Source organism: Lachnospiraceae bacterium oral taxon 500 (genome assembly GCA_002999035.1).
GTDB lineage: Bacteria > Bacillota > Clostridia > Lachnospirales > Vallitaleaceae > W11650.
This window is the reverse complement of record CP027241.1, coordinates 1,812,335-1,832,647: the sequence shown is the minus strand read 5'-3', so window position 1 is coordinate 1,832,647 and position 20,313 is coordinate 1,812,335. Positions and strand designations below refer to the sequence as shown.

Genomic DNA, 20,313 nt, shown 5'->3' with positions numbered 1-20,313 from the left:
ATTAGGCTTTCGGGCTTTGTTAAACAATTAATTCAGTAAATCCCGCAAAAACTGGCCGGTATACGAATTCTTGACCTTGGCCACTTCTTCCGGCGTACCTTTTGCTACCACTGTACCGCCGCGATTGCCGCCCTCCGGCCCGATATCAATGATATAATCGGAAGTCTTGATAATATCCAAATTATGCTCAATGACCACGACCGAGTTGCCCTGATCAACCAGGCGCCGCAAAATGCCGACTAATTTATTGACATCATCAAAATGCAGGCCGGTCGTCGGTTCATCCAAAATATACAGCGTTTTACCGGTCGAGCGCTTAGACAGTTCCGTTGCCAGCTTAACCCGCTGCGCTTCGCCGCCGGACAAGGTAGTCGAGGCCTGCCCTAACTTGATATAGCTTAAACCCACATCATAAAGAGTCTGCATCTTGCGCTGAATCGACGGAATATTTTCAAAAAAAGCCAATGCTTCTTCTACTGTCATATTTAAAACATCGGAGATATTTTTGCCCTTATAGCGAACCTCCAGTGTTTCCCGGTTGTATCGGGCGCCGGCGCAGACCTCGCAGGGCACATAAATATCGGGCAGGAAATGCATTTCAATCGTAATAATGCCGTCACCGCCACACGCCTCACAACGGCCGCCCTTGACATTAAAGCTGAATCGGCCTTTCTTATAGCCCCGCATCTTGGCGTCATTTGTTTCGGCAAACAAATCCCGGATCGCATCAAAAACACCCGTATAAGTAGCTGGGTTGGAGCGCGGCGTCCGGCCAATTGGCGACTGGTCAATGGCAATCACCTTATCCAAATGCTCCAGTCCCAAAATATCCCGATGCGCGCCCGGTTTGGTCTTGGCGTGGTTTAAATCCCGAGCCAAGCGCTTATACAAAATCTCATTGACCAAAGACGATTTGCCGGAGCCGGACACGCCGGTCACACAGGTTTGCACTCCCAGCGGAATGGCGACATCAATATTTTGGAGATTGTTTTCCGCCGCCCCGACAATCGTCAGCCAGCGGTCATCGGGCTGACGGCGCGGCAGTACGGCAATTTCAATTTTCTTGCTTAAATATGCGCCGGTAATGGATTTTTTGCATTTTAAAATCCCTTTCGGCGTTCCGGCATAAACCACTTCCCCGCCATGCACGCCCGCTCCCGGCCCGATATCTACAATAAAATCGGACTCTAACATCGTTTCCTCGTCATGCTCAACCACAATCAGCGTATTGCCCAAATCCCGCAAATGCTTCAGCGTCGCCAGCAGCCTTTTATTATCTCTTTGGTGCAGACCGATGGACGGCTCGTCTAAAATATACAAAACCCCCATCAGACCGGAACCGATTTGCGTCGCCAGCCGGATCCGCTGCGCCTCGCCACCGGACAGGGTACCGGCCGAGCGGGAAAGCGTCAGATAATCCAGTCCGACATCAACCAAAAAATCAATCCGGGCAGTAATCTCCTTTAAAATCCGCTCGCCAATCAGCTTTTCCCGGTCGCTTAATTCCAAGTTTTTCACATACTTTTGAATTTCGACAATCGAATCATTCATCAGTTCTGCAATGTTTTTGCTGCCGACCCGGACCGACAGCGCCGCTTCGTTTAATCTGGCACCGTGGCAGGCCGTACAGTCATAGTTGGTCATCAGCGACTCATATTCCTGCTTGGCATATTCCGATGAAGTTTCCCGGTAGCGCCGTTCCAAAATCGGGATAATCCCCTCAAAGACCGTCTTGTAAACGCCCTGACCGCTTCGGTTTTCGTAATGAATCTCCAGCGTGTCCGTCCCGCTCCCGTAAAACAGCAAGTCCTTGATTTCCTGCGGATAATCGGCAAAGGGCGTATCCAGAGAAAAATGATATTTTTGAGCCAGCGCTTCATATAAGCGGCGGGTATGGCTTTGTTCATGCGTCCCCATTTGCCCCAAAACCTGAATTGCTCCGCCGCTGATGCTTTTACCCGGATCCGGAATAATCAAATCCGGGTCAAACTCCATTTTAAAACCCAAACCATGACATTCCTTACACGCGCCGAACGGATTATTAAACGAAAATAAACGCGGCTCCAACTCCGGCATACTGATATCATCATCCACACAGGCAAAGTTTTGGCTGTAAGTGCTGATTTTATCGCCTTGATCGACTTCCAGCAGGCCGCCGCTCAGCTTCATTACCGTTTCAATCGAATCGGTCAGCCGTTTTTCAATCCCCGGCTTCATAATCAGCCGGTCAACCACAATCGAAATGCTATGTTTTTTATTCTTTTCCAGCGCAATTTCCTCGGACAGTTCATACATCTGCCCGTCAATCAGCACCCGGACATAACCGCTTTTTTTAGCCTGCTCCAGCACCTTTTCATGCTGACCCTTACGCCCCCTGACAATCGGTGCCAGCAGCTGAATTCTGGTTTTTTCCGGCAGTGCCATGACCTGATCAACAATCTGGTCAATGGTTTGCCGTGCAATCGGCTTGCCGCATTTGGGGCAGTATACCCGACCGACACGGGCATACAGCAGCCGAAAATAATCATAGATCTCGGTGACTGTCCCCACAGTCGAACGCGGGTTTTTGGAAGTTGTTTTCTGGTCGATGGAGATCGCCGGGCTAAGTCCCTCAATGCTTTCTACGTCCGGTTTTTCCATTTGCCCCAAAAACTGGCGGGAATAGGAAGATAAGGACTCCATATAGCGCCTTTGCCCTTCGGCGTAAATCGTATCAAAAGCCAGTGAGGTTTTGCCCGAACCGGATAGGCCGGTAAAGACGACCAGCTTATCCCTGGGCACCGCCAAACTGATATTTTTTAAATTATTTTCTTTTGCTCCGTTAATTTTTATTTCGTTTTTAGACACCTTATTCTCCTTTTTATCAGCCCAGCCGGCTCTTTTTTATCTCCAAAATCTCGTCCCGAATCAGGGCGGCTTCTTCAAAGTTTAAGTTATCGGATGCTTTTTTCATCGCCTTGGTCAGCTTCAACAAATGTGCCTCCAACTCCTTGGCCGACATGGATTCCACATCTTTATCCAAGGTATATTTCGCCCTCGGTTCCGCCGCCTTGGAAACACTGATCAAATCCCGAACCGCCTTGCGTACTGACTGCGGCGTAATATCATGCTCATCGTTATATGCCTGCTGCAAGCTCCGCCGCCGCTCGGTTTCTTTCATGGCCCGCTCCATAGAACCGGTAATCGTATCGGCATACATAATCACATGTCCGTCAACGTTTCGAGCCGCCCGGCCAATGGTTTGAATCAACGAGGTTTCCGACCGCAAAAAACCTTCTTTATCCGCATCCAAAATAGCAATCAAGGACACTTCCGGAATGTCTAAGCCCTCGCGCAGCAAGTTAATGCCGACCAGCACATCAAACACATTCATTCTCAAATCACGCACAATCTCAACCCGTTCCAAGGTTTGAATATCGGAATGCAAATAGCGCACCCGCACACCCGCTTCTTTTAAAAAGTCGGTCAGGTTTTCCGCCATTTTTTTGGTTAAAGTTGTTACCAGCGCCTTACCGCCCGCTCCAATCGTTTTTTGCAGTTCATTTAACAAATCGTCAATCTGTCCTTCAATTTTGCGAACATCAATTTCCGGATCCAAAAGGCCGGTCGGCCGAATGATTTGCTCGGCAAAAATTTCTTCCCGCTCCCGCTCATATTTGGCCGGTGTAGCCGACACATACAGCGCCTTACCAATCATTTTTTCAAACTCGGCAAAGTTCAGCGGCCGGTTATCCAGTGCTGACGGCAGCCGAAAACCATATTCCACCAATGTCGTTTTGCGTGACCGGTCACCGGCGTACATTGCCCCGACCTGTGGAATCGTCATGTGCGACTCATCGACAATCAGCAAAAAATCATCGGGAAAATAATCCAGCAGAGTATGCGGCTTGGCTCCGGGCGGATTGCCGGCCAGCACCCGGGAATAGTTTTCAATTCCCGAACAAAAGCCGGTTTCTTTCAGCATTTCAATATCAAACCGCGTTCTTTCCTTAATCCGCTGTGCCTCAATCAATTTATCATTGGCTTTAAAATAAGCAATTCTTTCTTCCATTTCCCGCTCAATCTCAACAATTGCTTTTTCCATCTTATCCGGCGGAATAACATAATGCGAGGCCGGGAAAATAGCCACATGGCTTAACTCGCAAACAATCTCGCCGGTCAGGGAATTGATTTCGCTGATGCGCTCAATCTCATCACCGAAAAACTCCACCCGAATCGCATTTTCACTTGACCCGGCCGGAAAAATTTCAACCACATCACCACGCACCCGAAAGTTCGTCCGGTTAAAGTCCAGGTCGTTGCGGGTATACTGAATATCAATCAGCTTACGGAGCAACTCGTCCCGTTCTTTTTCAATCCCCGGCCGCAGTGAAATCACCATTTGCTGATAATCAATCGGCGAACCCAGGCCGTAAATACACGACACCGACGCCACAATGATGACATCCCGCCGCTCGCTCAGCGCCGCCGTAGCCGAGTGGCGCAGCTTATCAATTTCATCGTTAATCGACGAATCCTTTTCAATATAAGTATCCGAGGACGGAACATAGGCCTCCGGCTGATAATAATCATAATAGGATACAAAATATTCAACCGCATTTTCCGGAAAAAAATCCTTAAACTCGCTGTAAAGCTGGGCAGCCAGTGTTTTGTTATGAGCAATCACCAGCGTCGGCACATTCAGCCGCTCAATCACATTGGCCATGGTAAATGTCTTGCCCGAACCGGTCACACCCAAAAGAGTACCGTTCTTTTTACCGGCCTGATAGCCTTTAACCAGCGTATCAATTGCCTGCGGCTGATCGCCGGTCGGCTGAAATTCGGAATGTAATTTAAAATGCTCCATTGTTTTCTCCTTTGCGCCGCACACTTTTCTATGCCTCGACTATCATACCACAAAAAAAATAAAAAGTACAGCACCAAAGCGAATGTTTGTTCTAGTTCAGGCAAGCGGGTATTTATGATTGATTTGCATCTGGAGAGCTTGCTCTCCAAGGGCATATCAAGCATAAATACCCATTTGCTTAACGCATACATGAGCAATTTGACGAAATTTATTTCGGCAAATTGCGAATGGCTTGCCTGAACTAGAATTATAACGGGTCTCTATACCCCATCAATTTTCTTGACAAAAACGCTGAAAATGCTTAAAATAAAGATACAGAAAGGAATCCAAACATGGCCAAAGCAAAGAAACCATCCGTGTATCAGGCACATGATAAGTTTTTTAAGTTAACTTTTACAGACAAAGGTGTAAAAGAAAGCTTTCTTCAGACTTATCTGCCGATGGAACTATCCAAAGAAATTGATTTATCAACCGTTGAAGAGGTCAACCCATCTTTTATCAGTGAAACCTTTCAACTAAATGAATCGGATTTGCTGGTTAAAGTACAGGCGATGGGCAAACCGATTTATATCCTATTTCTGATGGAACATAAAAGCTATAAAGACCGAAAAACACCGTTTCAGATTTTGCGTTATTTTGTTGATATCTGGGAAAGCCAGTTAGCGAAAAAAGAGAAACTGACACCGATTTTGCCGGTCGTGATTTATGAAGGCAAAAACAAATGGAATTACCCGCAGATAGGGGAATATTTTAAAGACTTGCCGGATGAGTGGAAAGCATATTTACCACTGTATGAAACCTTGTTTTTTGATTTTTCCTTGGAAAACAAGTTGCAAAAATTGCCGGAAAGCATCGAATTAAAAAGCTATTGCAGATAATTCAAACCGTATATTTAGAAGATAAGGAAACCTTTTTAAAACAGTTAATTGAGATATTATATTTCATTAACCAAGCAGCCGGTGAAGATTCGGCGACATTTATCACTATTTTCCGGCGCATCTTGATTTATGCAGAAAATACCAGAAACGATTTAAAAGAAGAAAACAAAGATTTACTTGACCTTTTGAAAGGAGTCGATTCTATGAGCAAAACCAGTATAGAGAGGTGGGAAGAGCGGATTCGAGCGGAAGTAATAGATACTGCTCGAGACGATCTTTTGGCAGAAGGAATGGAAAAAGGCCGCGAGGAAGGCCGAAATGATGAAAAACAGAGTATCGCCCAAAAGATGAAACGCATGGGCTTTTCCTTGGATGATATTCAAAAGGTAACCGGACTGATGCTGTAAAAAGCCCTGTTATCGTTAGCCATACAAAGGATTTTAAATTGGGGTTCAGCGACTCCTTCCACTGTCCGATGCATTCAGGACTTTTACCCCTTAAAAATATGCGTTGCCAGGCACACAAAAAAGCCTTGCGGATAAGAAGCCCGCAAGGCTTTTCATTTTTCCCTGACTCAAGCGCAGGCGCTCTGTTTCGTCCCAAGCCAACTCATAGACCGTGGTTTTTTTCCCGCGCTACTTCAGCTTTTTCTTTAATATCTCCCAAGCCTTTTGCAGCTGATTGTCCATTTTTTTCTGATCGGTCTGCGTATTTTCCGGTTTTTCCGTATCTTCCCCGTTTTGGCTTGTTTTCAGCTCGACGGTCACATCCGGCTCAATTCCTTTACTGTGAATATAATTGCCGTTTGGCGTATAATATTTGGCAATGGTGACCTTCAGCGCCGAACCATCGGCAAACGGGAAAGTATTTTGCACCAGCCCCTTACCAAAAGTGGTCGTACCAACAATCGTAGCCAAACCATGATCTTTCAGCGCACCGGCCAAAATTTCCGAAGCCGAAGCGCTGCCTTTATTGACTAAGACGGCAATCGGCATATCCAGTTTAGCCGCATTAACCGCCGAAAAATCCTCCCTGTTGCCGTTTTTATCTTCAATATAAACGACCAGACCCTGAGATATGATTTCATCGGCAATCTCCACCGCCATCTCTAAATATCCGCCGGGATTACCCCGCAGGTCAATCACCAGCCCTTTCATACCCTGACTTTTCAAAGTGCGCAGCTCTTTTTTGAACTGATCGGCCGTCGGCGCATCAAAGCCGTAAATGGCAATATAACCGATTTTATCCTCTAACATTCTGGCCGCAATTGTCGGAATCTCAATGGTATCGCGAATAATCGGAACTTCCAGTATCGTCGTCTTCTCACCCGCTTTTCTTTGAATGGTCAGTGTTACCTGTGTCCCCTTCTTGCCCCGAATTCTTTTCGCCACTTCGTCCGGATCCAGCGCCGTTGCGTCCTCTCCGTTGACTGCCAAAATGATATCGCCAGTCCTCAAACCCGCTTTTTCCGCCGGAGAATCTTTATACGGCGAAACAATCATCACCAGCTTGGTTTCCTGATCCTTCGATATAGGCGCACCGATTCCGTCATAGGTAGCCGACATATCCTGCTCAAAGGCCTGATATTCTTCTTTGGTAAAGTAATTGGTGTAAGGATCGCCTAAGCCCTCAACATAAGCCTTCAAAGCCGATTCATACATCTGATTCTTATCAATTTTTTCAATGTAGCGCAAATTTAACTGCTGATCAATATCTCTTATCTTGGCTCGAAACCACTTGTCGGTTTTGCTCTCGGCCGTTTTGCCTTCGGCCGAAGCGCTTGCTGCTGTTTTTCCGGTTTCAGCCGCCGGCAGCTGCTCTAAAATATCGCGGGTATTGCTGACCACCAAAACGCCCAGCCAAATCACGGCCGCCACTAACAAGGTGGACAGTACCCCAAGTCCATAGTATTTTGCTTTCATTTTATTTCCTTCCATATTATTTCTTGGTATTCTTCATCGGATCAACCCAAGCGCCGCCGATTTTCAGGCCAAAATGCAAATGATTGCCGGTTGACCGGCCGGTACTGCCGACCTTGGCCACCACCGTCTGGCCGCCGACCACCTGCGCGCCCTTGGTCGCCACTAAACTGGAACAATGGGCATAAAGCGTAATTACATGCTGGCCGCTCGAATTCTTGCCATGGTCAATCATGATCGTATTGCCGTAGCCGTTCATCCAAGCCGCGTAAATCACCTCGCCGTCAGCCGCCGCATAAATCGGCGTGCCGTTCGGCGCGCCAATATCGGTACCATTATGCATGGCAATTTTGTGTGTGAAAGGGTCTTCCCTCTTTTCAAAAGGCGAGGTAATTCGATAATGTCCCGGTAAAGGCCATTTTAAAAACCCTTCTTTAAACTTAAGCGCGTTATTGTTCTGTTTTTGCCGCTCCCGCTCAATGGCCGCGATATGCTCCTCAATTTTTTTATCCAGCAGCGCTTCTTCCCGCTGGCGCTCCTTAATCTCGCTTTCAATAAATTCTTTTTTCTTATTGGCTGCCGCAATCTGCTGCGATTTTAAGACCCGGATATTTTCAATATCATTTTTGCGAATAAGAGCCTCCGCTTGCGTGTGCTCCATTTCCGCCTTTTCAATAATCAGCCGGCCTTCCGTTTCCTCAATTTCCTCACGGATATCCTCTAAGCGCCGAAGCATGGTCTTGTCATACTCAACAACCTTATTTAAATACTCCAGCCGATTGTAAAAATCCATGGCGTTGCTGGATTCAAGCAGTACCGCAATATATTCGGTATTGCCGTACTCGTACATGACTTTAATCCGTTCCTTGGTATTTTTATAATAAACATCCTCTTTTTCTTTGGCTGTCACCAACTGCGCCTGCGTAGTTTCAATTTCCGTCTTTTTTTCCGTCAGCCGGGTCTCGAGTACATCCAGCACCTGCTGCACCTCAAAATACTGCTGATCATATTTCAAAATTTCCTGATAAACCAAAGAAATTTCATCTTTCTTGGCTTTCAGTTCCTCGTACTCTTTCTTAATCTGCTGCTGAATCGCCTTTTTTTGCTCCTGCATATTTTTCAGGGTACTTGTTCCATATATAATACTGGAAAAAGCCAAAGCAATTACCAGCGCCAGTCCCGCTCGCCAAAAAACTCGCTTCAAACTGTTTCCTCCTTCCGGCTAAAATCACGGCCGCTTCCCTGTTCAACTCAAGCGTTCCGGCTCCCCTCACTCTCGTTAAAGCATTGCCGCCTGCTGGCATTGCCGCCTGCTGGCACGCCGCCTGCTGGCTGAGCCGCCTACCGGCATCGCCGCCGGTCAGCCAAAGCGCCAAATTTCACCACGGCACTGCCCAAAACTGCAACAACTGCTCAGACCTTTAAATATTTTCCAACGGTAAACCGACTGCCTAAATAGCCGATTCCCGCGCCTGAAAGCAGGGCAATCGGAATCAATGTCTGCAAAATCCGGTCACGGCTTAAAAAGATAAGATAATCGCTTAAAATCGCATAACTCTTTTGAATTTGAATGACCACATCCGGATAGACATAATAAAACAAAATCAGCGGAATACTGGCACCAATCAAGCCGATCAAAATTCCTTCCACTAAAAAAGGCCCGCGAATCATCATATTTCTGGCACCGATATAGCGCATAATTCCAATCTCCTCATTGCGCAGCGTCACCGCCAATCGAATCGTATTGGAAATCAAAAACAGCGCCAGCAAAATCAAAATAGTCAGCAATCCGACGCTGATATAAGTAACCAGCTTATTTACCGCCTCGACCACATAGGTAACATCTCTGGTTTCACGGACATAGCGGACAATGTTTTCCGCTTTTAAAACCTGAACCAAAGTTCCCTGCTTAGAAATATCAGCCAGTGAAATCTGCAGGGAAGCCGATTCGGCCAGCGGGTTATCCTCGCCGAAACCGGTAAGGAGCTCCTCTCTTTGATCGAAATACTGACTTTTAAAGCTTTCCCATGCCTCCGCCGCCGAAATATATTCTACCCGGTACACTTCGGCTCGTTTTTCCATCTTGGCTTTCAGTTCCAAAATCTGCTCTTCGGTCGTATTCTTTTCAAAAAATACGGCTACGCCGATGTTTTTCTCAAACTCCGTCATCATAAAGTCAACATTGGTCACGACGGTATAAAATACGATAATGACAAAGACATTGACCGCAATCGTCATAATGGAAATCACTGACATCCAGCCATTTTTAAACATATTCTGCAAGCCTTTGGAAAAGCTATATCCCAGTGTGCGTAAGCTCATGCCAGTATTCTCCTTTTGCGTCGTCCCGAATCACTTTGCCGTCCTGAATGGTAATGACCCTTTTTTTCATGGAATTGACAATTTCCCGGTCATGCGTGATCACTACCACCGTCGTGCCGCGCAAATTGATATCCTTGAGCAAGCGAATAATGGCCCACGACCGTTCCGAATCCAGATTGCCGGTTGGCTCATCCGCCAAAAGAATGGGCGGATTATTGGCAATCGCTCTGGCCAAAGCCACCCGCTGCTGTTCACCGCCGGAGAGCTGGTTCGGCTTCTTTTTTTCATAGCCCTTTAAACCGACCATATTCAGCAGCGCCGGAACCGTCTTGCGAATCATACTGCGCGGCGTTTCCGTCACTTCCAGTGCAAAAGCCACGTTTTCATAAACCGTCCGGTCCTTGAGCAGGCGAAAGTCCTGAAATACTACACCTAAACTACGGCGAAGCTTGGGTATTTTATTTTTATGAAGTCTGGCGATATCCACGTCCTCAATATAAATTGAGCCGCTGCTGGCTTCAATTTCTCTGAGCAAGAGTTTAAACAAGGTTGTTTTGCCCGAACCGCTGTCGCCGACAATAAAAACAAACTCGCCCTTGCCGATTTTAAAAGAAACCCGGTCCAATGCCTTAATCCCGCCCGGATATTCCTTACTTACATCCTCCAGCCTAATCATTTCTTCTCCTTAATAGATATATTACTCAACTTTCCCCTGATCGAAGTGCTTCGCACTTCTGCCCGGGCGGGCGGTCTGCATGGACTCACTCTCGCAATTTGCTTCGCAAATCGCATTTCATTCCTGCCCGCCGCCGAAAGGCGTAGCCTTTCTGGAAGCAACGAGCCTAAAAAAGACTGTTCTGTCGAACATGGGAAAGTTGAGTATATTCTTAATACATGCTGTTATCCTGCATATAGCGCATATAGCGGACAACCATTAAAGCAATCTTAAAGGTAATCGCATCCTCAAACACGCGCAAATCAAGGCCGGTATTTTTTTGCAGCTTATCCAGCCGGTAAACCAAAGTATTACGGTGAATATACAGCTGTCTTGAGGTTTCCGACACATTCAGACTGTTTTCAAAGAACTTATTGATCGTTGTCAAGGTTTCCTCATCAAATTGATCCGGCGATTTGCCGTGGAAAATTTCATCAATAAACATCCGGCAAAGCGCTACCGGCAGCTGATAAATTAAGCGGCCAATCCCCAGATTCTCATAGGCAATGACATTATATTCCTGATAAAAAATCTTGCCTACCTCCAGCGACATTTTGGCTTCCTTATAGGATTTGGATACATCCTTAATATCATTAACCACCGTGCCGATCGCTACATAGGCCTGACTCATCGCTTCCGAATTAATGGTATCGACAATCATATTGGCCAAATTGATGATATCCTTGCGCGTATCGGTCGGTTTTAAGGCTTTGACAATAATAATATTCTTTTCATCCACTGCCGTAATAAAATCCTGCGACTTCGGCGAAAACAGGCTCTTAACCACTTCCAGCGAACTGTTGTCTTTTTCTAACTTCGTTTCCACAATCAAAGCCACCCGGGGCGTATCGACTTCAATGTGCAGCTTTTTGGAGCGATTATAGATATCAACCAACAACAGGTTATCCAGCAACAGGTTCTTAATAAAATTATCTTTATCAAAACGTTCTTTGTACGCCACCAAAAGATTTTGAATTTGAAAAGAAGCAATTTTACCAATTTTGTAAACATCCTCGGCCTCGCCCTTGACCGTAATGATATATTCGACCGATGTTTCGTCAAACACCTTAAAAAATTGATAGCCCTGCACTAACTGGCTTTCCGCCTGTGAATTAACAAAATCCACCACTGAAAAATTATAATCGCTAAAGGCATCCTCTTCCGTCGATGCCAGTACCCGGCCTTCGGCATCCATGACCGTCAGATCCATCCGGGTGATCGTTTTCAGTCCCTCAATTGTTGTCTGTAAAATTTGATTTGATATCATTGTCTTCTCCTTTACCGGTTCCGTGAACCAATTTCCTGGACACCCATGATACAGAATTGCTTCGGCTAACGCCTCCCATCATCCTTGCAAAAAAAATATTCGTAATCCTTGCAAAAACGGCTGCTTACTCATGTGTTTGGCTTGTCAAAAAACGCTAAATCCTTTTGACACTTATGTCATACTATTACTCATTATATATTGTATAGCATTTTGCGCAAAAAAAAAAGAGGAAAGCAAAAATTTGTGCATTTCCTCTTTTTTTTACATATTTCAGACTAATTTGTTATTACTTTTTCCGTATCCTTATCAAAAACATGAATTCTTTCCAAATCAAAAGCCAGCTGAATCTTATCACCGGCCTTAGCAACTGTCCGCGGGCCAACCTTAGCGGTGGTATCAAAGTTTTCAATGCTTCCGATTAAGATTACTTCCGCACCCAGCATTTCAGTAACGGCTACTTCAAAATTAACAATCGCGTCCTTATTGGACATGTACTCTCCCTCATCATGAATATCTTCCGGCCGGATACCCAAAATAACCGTCTTGCCTTCATAACCGCCGCCCAATACAGCCTTGGACTTTTCGGCCGATAAAACAACCGCGTTAGCACCAAAGGTTAACTTCGCCCGCTCGCCTTCCTTGGATACTTTTGCTTCAATAAAGTTCATCTGCGGCGAACCGATAAATCCGGCTACAAACAGATTAGCCGGCTTGGAGTACAGGGTTGACGGAGAATCCACCTGCTGAATAACACCGTCCTTCATAACAACAATCCGCGTACCCAGGGTCATTGCCTCCACCTGATCATGCGTTACATAAATAATCGTTGTTTGCAGCTTTTTATGAAGTTTGGAAATCTCAACCCGCATCTGGACACGCAGTTTTGCATCAAGGTTCGACAACGGTTCATCCATTAAGAATACTTTCGGTTCCCGCACGATGGCCCGACCCATTGCTACCCGCTGTCTTTGTCCGCCGGACAAAGCCTTCGGCCGACGATCAAGGAGCGCTTCAATACCAAGAATCTTAGCAGCTTCCCGAACTCTTCTTTCAATTTCTTCCTTCGGTGTTTTCCGCAGCTTTAAACCAAAGGCCATATTGTCATATACGGTCATATGCGGATACAGTGCATAGTTTTGGAATACCATGGCGATATCTCTATCCTTCGGCTCAACATCATTGACCAACCGGTCGCCGATATAAAGCTCACCCTCGGTAATTTCTTCCAGACCTGCAATCATCCGCAGCGTAGTGGTCTTACCACAGCCGGACGGACCAACGAAAATAATAAATTCCTTGTCCGCAATTTCCAGATTAAAATCCGAAACTGCTGTAACATTACCGGAATACACCTTTTTTACACCTCTTAAAGATAAACTTGCCATTAACAATAGCTCCCTTCTGAAAAAAATATTTGGCCTGAACACCGCTAACTCTTACCAGCAGCCGCATCCCTGCTCTTCAAGCTTCATCGCTATTAATATACCTTAATTTCAAATAATCGACAATGGATAAAATACCCAAAAATAAGGAAAGCTTTCTGTTGGAAATGTCATCTCCCTGTTTTTTTTACAAAGTTTTTCACAAAAAGCAAACAAATCCTTATGCTTTCAACCAAATTTTGCGGCCGCTGAACCACGCTTTGTTATATTTTAGTCATTTTGACATAGTGCTTTCGGCCTTGGCAATTTCCGGGTGCTCAATAAAACCTTCACCAAACACCTCTCTGGCATCGGTCACAATCATAAATGCCCGGGGATCGATCCGCTTGACAATTTCCTTAACCGTAATAATCTGGCGCTTGGACATAACACACAGCAGCACCTCTTTTTGATTGCCGGTATATTTACCGACACCGTGAAGTGAGGTCACTCCCCGCTCAATCTGCTTCATAATCTCAGCAGCGATTGCTTCGTGCCGGTCGGAAATGATATAAGCCGCCTTGGAAAAGTTCAGGCCCTCTAAAATCGCATCAATCACCTTCATCGAAACATAAACACTGATGATTGCGTACATCGTCCGTTCGCTGCCGAATACCATAAATCCGCCCAAGATGATGAAAATATCAATAACCTGCATCCAACGAGCCATACTTAAGCCCGGAAAAAAATGGTGCAGGATTCCGCCTGCCAGATCCGTGCCGCCGGTCGTCGCGTTAGCCGCAAAAACCAGACCAATCCCCAGTCCGGCCAAAAGCCCGCCAAATACAGAACCCAAGAAAAAATCATGCGTCAGTTTCGGCAAAAACTTGGTATATTCCAGTGCAATCGACAAAAAGACGGTCGCAAATAAGCTCTTGCCGCCGAACTCTTTGCCCCGGATCATAAAAGCAATGAAAAACAGCGGAATATTGATTCCCAAGTTTGTCACCGACAGCGGTATGCCGCCCGCCCAAAGTCCCTGTGTAAAATCCTTGATGATAATAGCCAGTCCCGTCACCCCGCCGATAACCAGTCCCATTGCTTCAAAATAAACATTGAGCGCAATCGCCAGCAAAGTTGTTCCTACTATAATCAAAACATAATCTATTGCCTTATATTTCTGCTTCCATCTTAACATTTGACTACTCCTGATTTATTTTTTTTGTATTTTTGAACCTCCCGTAAAAACTGCGGAAGCTTCAGCATCCGCCGCCAACGGCTGGGCTGCTTGAGCAAACGATAAAACCATTCCAAATGCAGGCGGATAAAAAACTGCGGTGCCCGTTTCACCCGGCCGGAAAAACCGTCAAAGGAACCGCCGACCCCAATAAAAACTTTGGCATTCAGCCGGTCCTTGCAGCGGGCAATCAATTCCTCCTGCTTTTTAGCGCCCAGTCCGACCAACAGAATATCGGGGGCACAGCGATTAATTTCCTCGGCAATTTCCTCAATGTCTTTAAAGTAACCGTTATGCGTTCCCAGTACCTTCGCTGTCGGATATTTGGCCATGATTTTTTGGGCGGCTTCCGCCGCCACGCCTTCGGCTGCCCCCAAAAAATAATAACTTGCTTCTGTTTCGGCAAACAGGCGCAGCTGCAAATCATAACCGGCTACCCGCTCCGGCAGGGGTGTTCCTAACTTTTTAGCCGCCATCACCACACCGATTCCGTCCGCGGTCACCATATCCGCCTGATTTAACGTCCGGCTGAAATCCGGATCATCCTTAGCCAGCATAATGATCTCCGGGTTGACCGTAAAAATCATTCTTTTTTCCGGCTCCGTCAGCCAGCGACGGACGGTATTGACCGCCTGATCCATAGTCAGCACATCAATTCCCACGCCCAAAATTTCTATTTTTTTTGTCTTTTTCTCTTTTTCCTGTTTTTGGGGCTGCATTCTTTCCTCCTGTTAACACAAGATGACCCTATCACTGATAGGGTCGTCTTTTTTATACTGATTCCTCTTTCTCCGGCCGCCATTCCCTCTGCCGGCAAACCGCCAAACTCGGAGCGACCAAAAAAAGTAATCTTGACTTACCGTTTTTCGGTCAGACCTAAGACAATCACAATTTCTTCTTCCTTGCCCTTCAGGGATTCATCGACCTGAATCTCCGCACCGGCAAAATAAGGCAGTAATTCTTCGCCGATGGCTTCGGCGTAAACCTTTAAAATTGTTTTTTCCACCGGCTTAGTCGGATAATTGCCGGTTTTTACCACCCGATAACCGGCTTTTTCCAAAGTTTCCTTGGTCTTCGCCGCTAAGCCGCTGATATCCGTGCCGTTATAAACACCGATCGGCATCAGCTTGACATCGTATACTTCTTTAACCTGAACACCGGTGTTGGGATCGTTTTCCGGTGCCGGATCCGGTACCGGCTGCGCCTGATTATCCGGTTTTTGATTCGGATCGGGCTGCGGCGCCTCTCCCGGCTTCTCACTGTCCTGCGTCAAGTTTTTGGTTGTCAGAATTGTTTCAAACAATTCCTTGGACTTGGCCGAATCATAAGCATATTTCTTATCTTCGGTGGCGCTGCCGGGCAGCGTCGTCATCTGAACCTTATCCAAACTGATTTGATCCAAGTATACCAAATAATCGGCCGCGTCTTTAAAGTTCGTTTGAATATAAGGATAAATCCCCTTGATAATACCGGGCAGATTTACCTTGTTTTCCGGTTTTAAGACCTGCTCGATAAAGGCTTTTAAAAATGCCTGCTGGGTTTTAATCCGGCCTAAATCGGCGTCCGGATAGCCGCGATAGCGAACCAGCTGCTCAGCCTCGGCTCCGTTCAAGTTCTGTAATCCCTTACTTAATTGAATGTGCAGATTCTGGGCCGGATCGGAATAGTTCATGTCCTCCGGCACCTCAAACGGAATCGGACCAACAACGTCAACAATATATTTAAAGGCCGTCAAATCCAAATTAACATAATAATCAATATTCATATGAAATGCATTTTCCAGTACCTTGACCGAAGCTTCGTTCCGGGCATCGGCATTAACATAGGCCGGCACCTCATTAATCGGTATAATCTTCGGTATGTCCCTGCGCTTGGCCGAAATTTCGGTATACAGTTCCTCCGGCCAATTAAACTTGGTATCTCTCGGCACGGAAACCACATTGATTTCCTGATTTTTATGATTAAAAAATACCAGCATATTGACATCGGTCCGGTATGCGCCAACCTGATCGACCCCAAACAAAGCAACTACGGTAAAAGCTTTATCCTTGGCTGATGTCTTGGCATCTTCATTTTTTAAGACCGGATTCTGCAAAACCTTGCTCAGCAAATTATTTTTGGCAACCAGCACATAAATCGTCGTTGCCAGCGCAGAGATGACCGCAAAAACGGCCACGGCCATAAAAAATACCCGAAAAAACTTATTTCTGCGAACTTTGTTTTTATTTGCCAACAACTTCACCTCATTTCTTTTCCTGCTGTTTTTCTTCTGTCTTATTCCGGTCGGCCGAATCCTTTTGGCCGTCCGCCTTTTTTGATTCGTTTGTTTTCGGCTCGTCTGCCGCTTTTTCCGCGTCTTTTTCTGTCTCGGCCGCCTCCCCGGTCAGGAGCTGTTTAACCTTTTCACGATTTTTCTCAACATCAAAACGCAGAATAGCCGCCCCGTTAACATTGTCGTTATAGCCCTCCAAAGTAATCATATTGTCGGTATCCATAACATGAGCAATATCTTTATCCAAAAAATAATTTAAATAATCCATGATGACAACGATGCCGAAATCTGCTTTAAACATGGTAAAAACCTGCTTTACAAGGCTCGTCATCTGCTCGGTACTGCTGGCGGTAATCTTATGAAACAGAGCCGTAATGAAGCTCTGCTGCACCTTAATCCGCTGAAAATCACCCATTTTATAGCCACGGAACCGGACCAGGCCCTGCGCTTGTTCACCGTTTAGAAGCTGCAGACCCGGCTGTAAATCAATCCGCAGCGGCGGGTTTTGGTACGGATCCATTTTGTACATCCGCTCCGGCACGTCAAACTCAACGCCGCCGACAATATCAACCACTTCCTTAAACCCGCTGACATTGATGGTCGCCATATAATCAACGGTCAGGCCGGTCAAAGCCTCAATTACCTGCTTCAGTACTTGCAGCCCCTCTTCTTTAGCGCCCATATTGATATAAATTTCATTAATCCGGCAGTGGGCAATCTGAATATTCGGGTTGGCCTTTTTAATACTTTTAAACGGCTCCTGACTAAAATCAATATAAAAATCCCGCGGCACAGAGATAACCTTAATCTTATTCTGCTCGGTATCAACCCGTCCCACCATCAGCACATCGGTCAGCTTATTGGACTGGTCAAAGCCAATCATTAAGCCGGTTTTTGATTCCGGCACAACCTCCTTTTCCGGTTCCGGTTCCTTTTCCGGCTCTGACTGTTTTTCCTGCTCCGGTTCAACCGTTTCCGCCTGATTTGCCTTGGCCTTGTCTGTCATCTGGATCAGCGCATAACTGCCAACCAATAAAATAACAATCAGGCCACACAGCACCGCCAATATCTTACTTTGTTTCCCCATTTTCTTTAAAAACGCTCCTATACTTTAATCTTTATTCCGAAAGTCAAATTCAGAGCCGTACCTCTTGCCGGCTGCAAAGAACCATCGTCCATGCGGCAGCAAAAACGCAAGGCACGCCTAAACTGCCGAAAGAACTTCTCTCTTTCCGCCAGAACAAAATGCACAGCGCCAAATTACCGGCTTTCTTTTGCCGTTAAAAACGGCAGCATTGTAATCACCTGACTCATCATATCACAAAAGACCGAATTTGAGTAGTCTATCTTTTCATTCTAATCAAATTTTTATTCGCTTTGAGCCGTAATCGGAATGAAAATATCGGCATGCTCCTTTTCCGCCAGCTGCCTGCTTTTTCCCCGGGCTAATTCTTCGAACTTAGCCTGTGAGTTCAAAACTTCCTTGCCGCGCCGGTCAATATTGCGGTATTGCTTTTCTAAGGTTTTCAGCTTGGCTTTAACGGTATCCTTTAAAACAATCTCTAAAATCCGAAAAAGGCCTTGCTTGATTTCTTCGTCTTCAATCGGAAAGAGAAGTTCCACCCGGCGGTCTAAGTTTCTCGGCATAAAATCCGCACTCGACAAATAAACTTCCTCCCGGCCGTCATTATAAAAATAATAAATCCGGCTGTGCTCCAAATATTTGCCGACAATGGAACGGACACTGATATTTTCGCTGACGCCCGGAATCCCCGGAATCAGGCCGCAAATTCCCCGGACAATCAACTCAACCTGAACACCGGCCATCGCCGCCTGATAGATTTCCTTCATGATGCCGAGGTCGCACAACGAGTTCATCTTGCAAATCATTTTGGCCGGCCGCCCCTGCCGGGCATGCTCCGCTTCCCGGCGAATCAGCTGATAAAACTTTTCCCTAAGCCCGGTCGGCGCCATGGTCAGCTTATGGAGCTTCGGCGGTTCGGAATAACCGGACAGCGTGTTAAAGACTGCCGAGGCATCCGCCCCAATCAATTCATTGCAAGTCAACAGGCCCATGTCAGTATAAAACCGGGCCGTCACATCGTTATAATTGCCGGTGCCTAAGTGAACATAACGGCGGATCCCGTCCTCCTCCTGGCGCACGACCAGCGTAATTTTGCTATGCGTTTTCAGACCAACCAAGCCGTAAATAACATGGCAGCCCGCTCTTTCCAAGCTTCTGGCCCACTGAATATTATTCTCCTCATCAAATCTGGCTTTTAATTCGACAAGCACCGTCACCTGCTTGCCGGATTGAGCGGCTCTGGCCAGTGCCTGAATAATCGGCGATTTGCCGCTGACCCGGTAAAGCGTCTGCTTAATCGCCAACACCCGCGGATCCTCTGCCGCCGTCTTAACAAAATCAACCACCGGCTGAAAACTTTCAAACGGATGGTGCAAGAACAAATCGCGCTCCCTTATGGTCGCAAAAATATCCTCTTTCAGCGCCCACGGCTGACACGGCGTAAACTCAGAATATTTCATATCAGCGCCGCACTCGTCGCCGTAAAACTTCATCAAAAAAGTAAAGTCCAGCGGCCCGTCAATGGCATAAACATCTTTGCGGTGAATTTCCAGGGATTTCTGCAAATGATCGACAATCCGCTGGTCAATATCTTTTTTCAGCTCCAGCCGGATCGCCTGCCCCCATTTTCGCTGCTGAATGGACTTTTCAATCTCCAGCAATAAATCTTCGGCTTCTTCTTCATCAATCAAGAGGTCAGAATTGCGCGTAATCCGGTACTGTCCGCAGGCCAGCACCTGCCGGCCGACAAACAGGCGGTCGATATATTCCGTGATAACATCTTCCAGGTACACAAATTCATGATATCCATCCTCCGCCGCCGGAATCTTAATCAGCCGGTCAATGATCGACGGCACCTGAATGGTGGCAAACTCCTCCCTGCCCTTATTTTCAACAATCACCCCGATATTCAGGGTTTTATTCATAATCAGCGGAAAAGGCCGCGAAGAATCAACGCCCATCGGTGTTAAAATCGGATATAGCATATTGGTAAAATACTGCTCAACAAAGCTTTTTTGCGTGGCCGTCAGTTTTGGCAGCTCCGAATGAAAAATAATCTTCTTTTTGCGCAGCTGCGGCAAAATTCCTCTTTTAAAATGCTGCACCTGTTCTTCCACCATCACATGCGTCCGCACCGAAATCGCTTTTAACTGACCTTTCGGCGTAAAACCGGCAAAATCTTCTTTCGTATAACCGGCGTCAACCTGTTCTTTGAGCGAGGCAACCCGAACCATAAAAAACTCGTCCAAATTGGAACTGACAATCGACAGGAACTTTAATCTTTCAAATAAAGGATTTTCCGGATTTTCCGCTTCCTCCAATACTCTTTGGTTAAACTCCAGCCAGCTCAGCTCCCTGTTTTCATAATACTGCGGATTTGATAAATCAACGGCTTGTCCTGCTTTTTGCATC

15 protein-coding genes are annotated in these 20,313 nt (G+C 46.3%); 2 read left to right on the top strand and 13 right to left on the bottom strand.

The genetic code is table 11. The features are described 5' to 3' along the window. Positions 1-27: 27 nt before the first annotated feature. The gene (gene uvrA, locus C3V36_08390; GenBank protein AVM69258.1) at positions 28-2,847 is read right to left on the bottom strand and encodes an ABC-ATPase UvrA; all 2,820 of its coding nucleotides are present in this window, start codon (positions 2,845-2,847) and stop codon (positions 28-30) included. A gap of 16 nt (positions 2,848-2,863) precedes the next feature. Continuing rightward, a complete protein-coding gene (locus C3V36_08385; GenBank protein AVM69257.1) occupies positions 2,864-4,846 on the bottom strand; it encodes an excinuclease ABC subunit B in 1,983 nt (660 codons plus the stop codon). A gap of 332 nt (positions 4,847-5,178) precedes the next feature. Here C3V36_08385 and C3V36_08380 point away from each other — a divergent pair, with 332 nt between their 5' ends. Continuing rightward, positions 5,179-5,724, top strand: coding sequence for a hypothetical protein (locus C3V36_08380; protein ID AVM69256.1), 546 nt, complete (start codon positions 5,179-5,181; stop codon positions 5,722-5,724). Continuing rightward, positions 5,715-6,131 carry a hypothetical protein gene (locus C3V36_08375; GenBank protein ID AVM69255.1) on the top strand — a complete coding sequence of 139 codons (417 nt, stop codon included), beginning with the start codon at positions 5,715-5,717 and terminating at the stop codon, positions 6,129-6,131. Before C3V36_08380 ends, C3V36_08375 begins: the two co-directional genes overlap by 10 nt. A 228-nt stretch (positions 6,132-6,359) precedes the next feature. On the opposite strand, the gene C3V36_08370 is transcribed toward C3V36_08375, so the two are convergent. The 11 genes from C3V36_08370 to C3V36_08320 all read right to left on the bottom strand — a co-directional run bounded on the left by C3V36_08370 (position 6,360) and on the right by C3V36_08320 (position 20,312). After that, complete coding sequence (locus C3V36_08370) at positions 6,360-7,661, bottom strand: hypothetical protein (protein ID AVM69254.1); 1,302 nt, start codon at positions 7,659-7,661, stop codon at positions 6,360-6,362. A gap of 1 nt (position 7,662) precedes the next feature. Beyond that, complete coding sequence (locus tag C3V36_08365; protein ID AVM69253.1) at positions 7,663-8,847, bottom strand: hypothetical protein; 1,185 nt, start codon at positions 8,845-8,847, stop codon at positions 7,663-7,665. Between the two features lie 209 nt (positions 8,848-9,056). Next, a complete protein-coding gene (locus C3V36_08360) occupies positions 9,057-9,965 on the bottom strand; it encodes an ABC transporter permease (GenBank protein ID AVM69252.1) in 909 nt (302 codons plus the stop codon). Then, positions 9,940-10,641, bottom strand: a complete 702-nt coding sequence (ftsE, locus tag C3V36_08355; GenBank protein AVM69251.1) for a cell division ATP-binding protein FtsE — start codon at positions 10,639-10,641, stop codon at positions 9,940-9,942. Before ftsE ends, C3V36_08360 begins: the two co-directional genes overlap by 26 nt. A 211-nt stretch (positions 10,642-10,852) precedes the next feature. Further along, positions 10,853-11,947 (bottom strand): CdaR family transcriptional regulator, encoded by a 1,095-nt coding sequence (locus C3V36_08350; GenBank protein AVM69250.1) that lies wholly within the window; start codon positions 11,945-11,947, stop codon positions 10,853-10,855. A gap of 275 nt (positions 11,948-12,222) precedes the next feature. Beyond that, complete coding sequence (locus C3V36_08345) at positions 12,223-13,332, bottom strand: sugar ABC transporter ATP-binding protein (GenBank protein ID AVM69249.1); 1,110 nt, start codon at positions 13,330-13,332, stop codon at positions 12,223-12,225. Between the two features lie 271 nt (positions 13,333-13,603). Next, positions 13,604-14,506 (bottom strand): YitT family protein, encoded by a 903-nt coding sequence (locus C3V36_08340; protein ID AVM69248.1) that lies wholly within the window; start codon positions 14,504-14,506, stop codon positions 13,604-13,606. After that, positions 14,500-15,264, bottom strand: a complete 765-nt coding sequence (locus C3V36_08335; protein ID AVM69247.1) for a glycosyltransferase — start codon at positions 15,262-15,264, stop codon at positions 14,500-14,502. The genes C3V36_08340 and C3V36_08335 overlap by 7 nt, the downstream gene beginning before the upstream one ends. A 137-nt stretch (positions 15,265-15,401) precedes the next feature. Further along, the gene (locus tag C3V36_08330; GenBank protein ID AVM69246.1) at positions 15,402-16,787 is read right to left on the bottom strand and encodes a hypothetical protein; all 1,386 of its coding nucleotides are present in this window, start codon (positions 16,785-16,787) and stop codon (positions 15,402-15,404) included. A gap of 1 nt (position 16,788) precedes the next feature. Further along, positions 16,789-17,904 carry a hypothetical protein gene (locus C3V36_08325; GenBank protein ID AVM69245.1) on the bottom strand — a complete coding sequence of 372 codons (1,116 nt, stop codon included), beginning with the start codon at positions 17,902-17,904 and terminating at the stop codon, positions 16,789-16,791. A gap of 281 nt (positions 17,905-18,185) precedes the next feature. Then, entirely contained in the window at positions 18,186-20,312 is a 2,127-nt protein-coding gene (locus C3V36_08320) for an RNA degradosome polyphosphate kinase (protein AVM70486.1), read from the bottom strand. Between the last annotated feature and the right edge of the window lies 1 nt (position 20,313).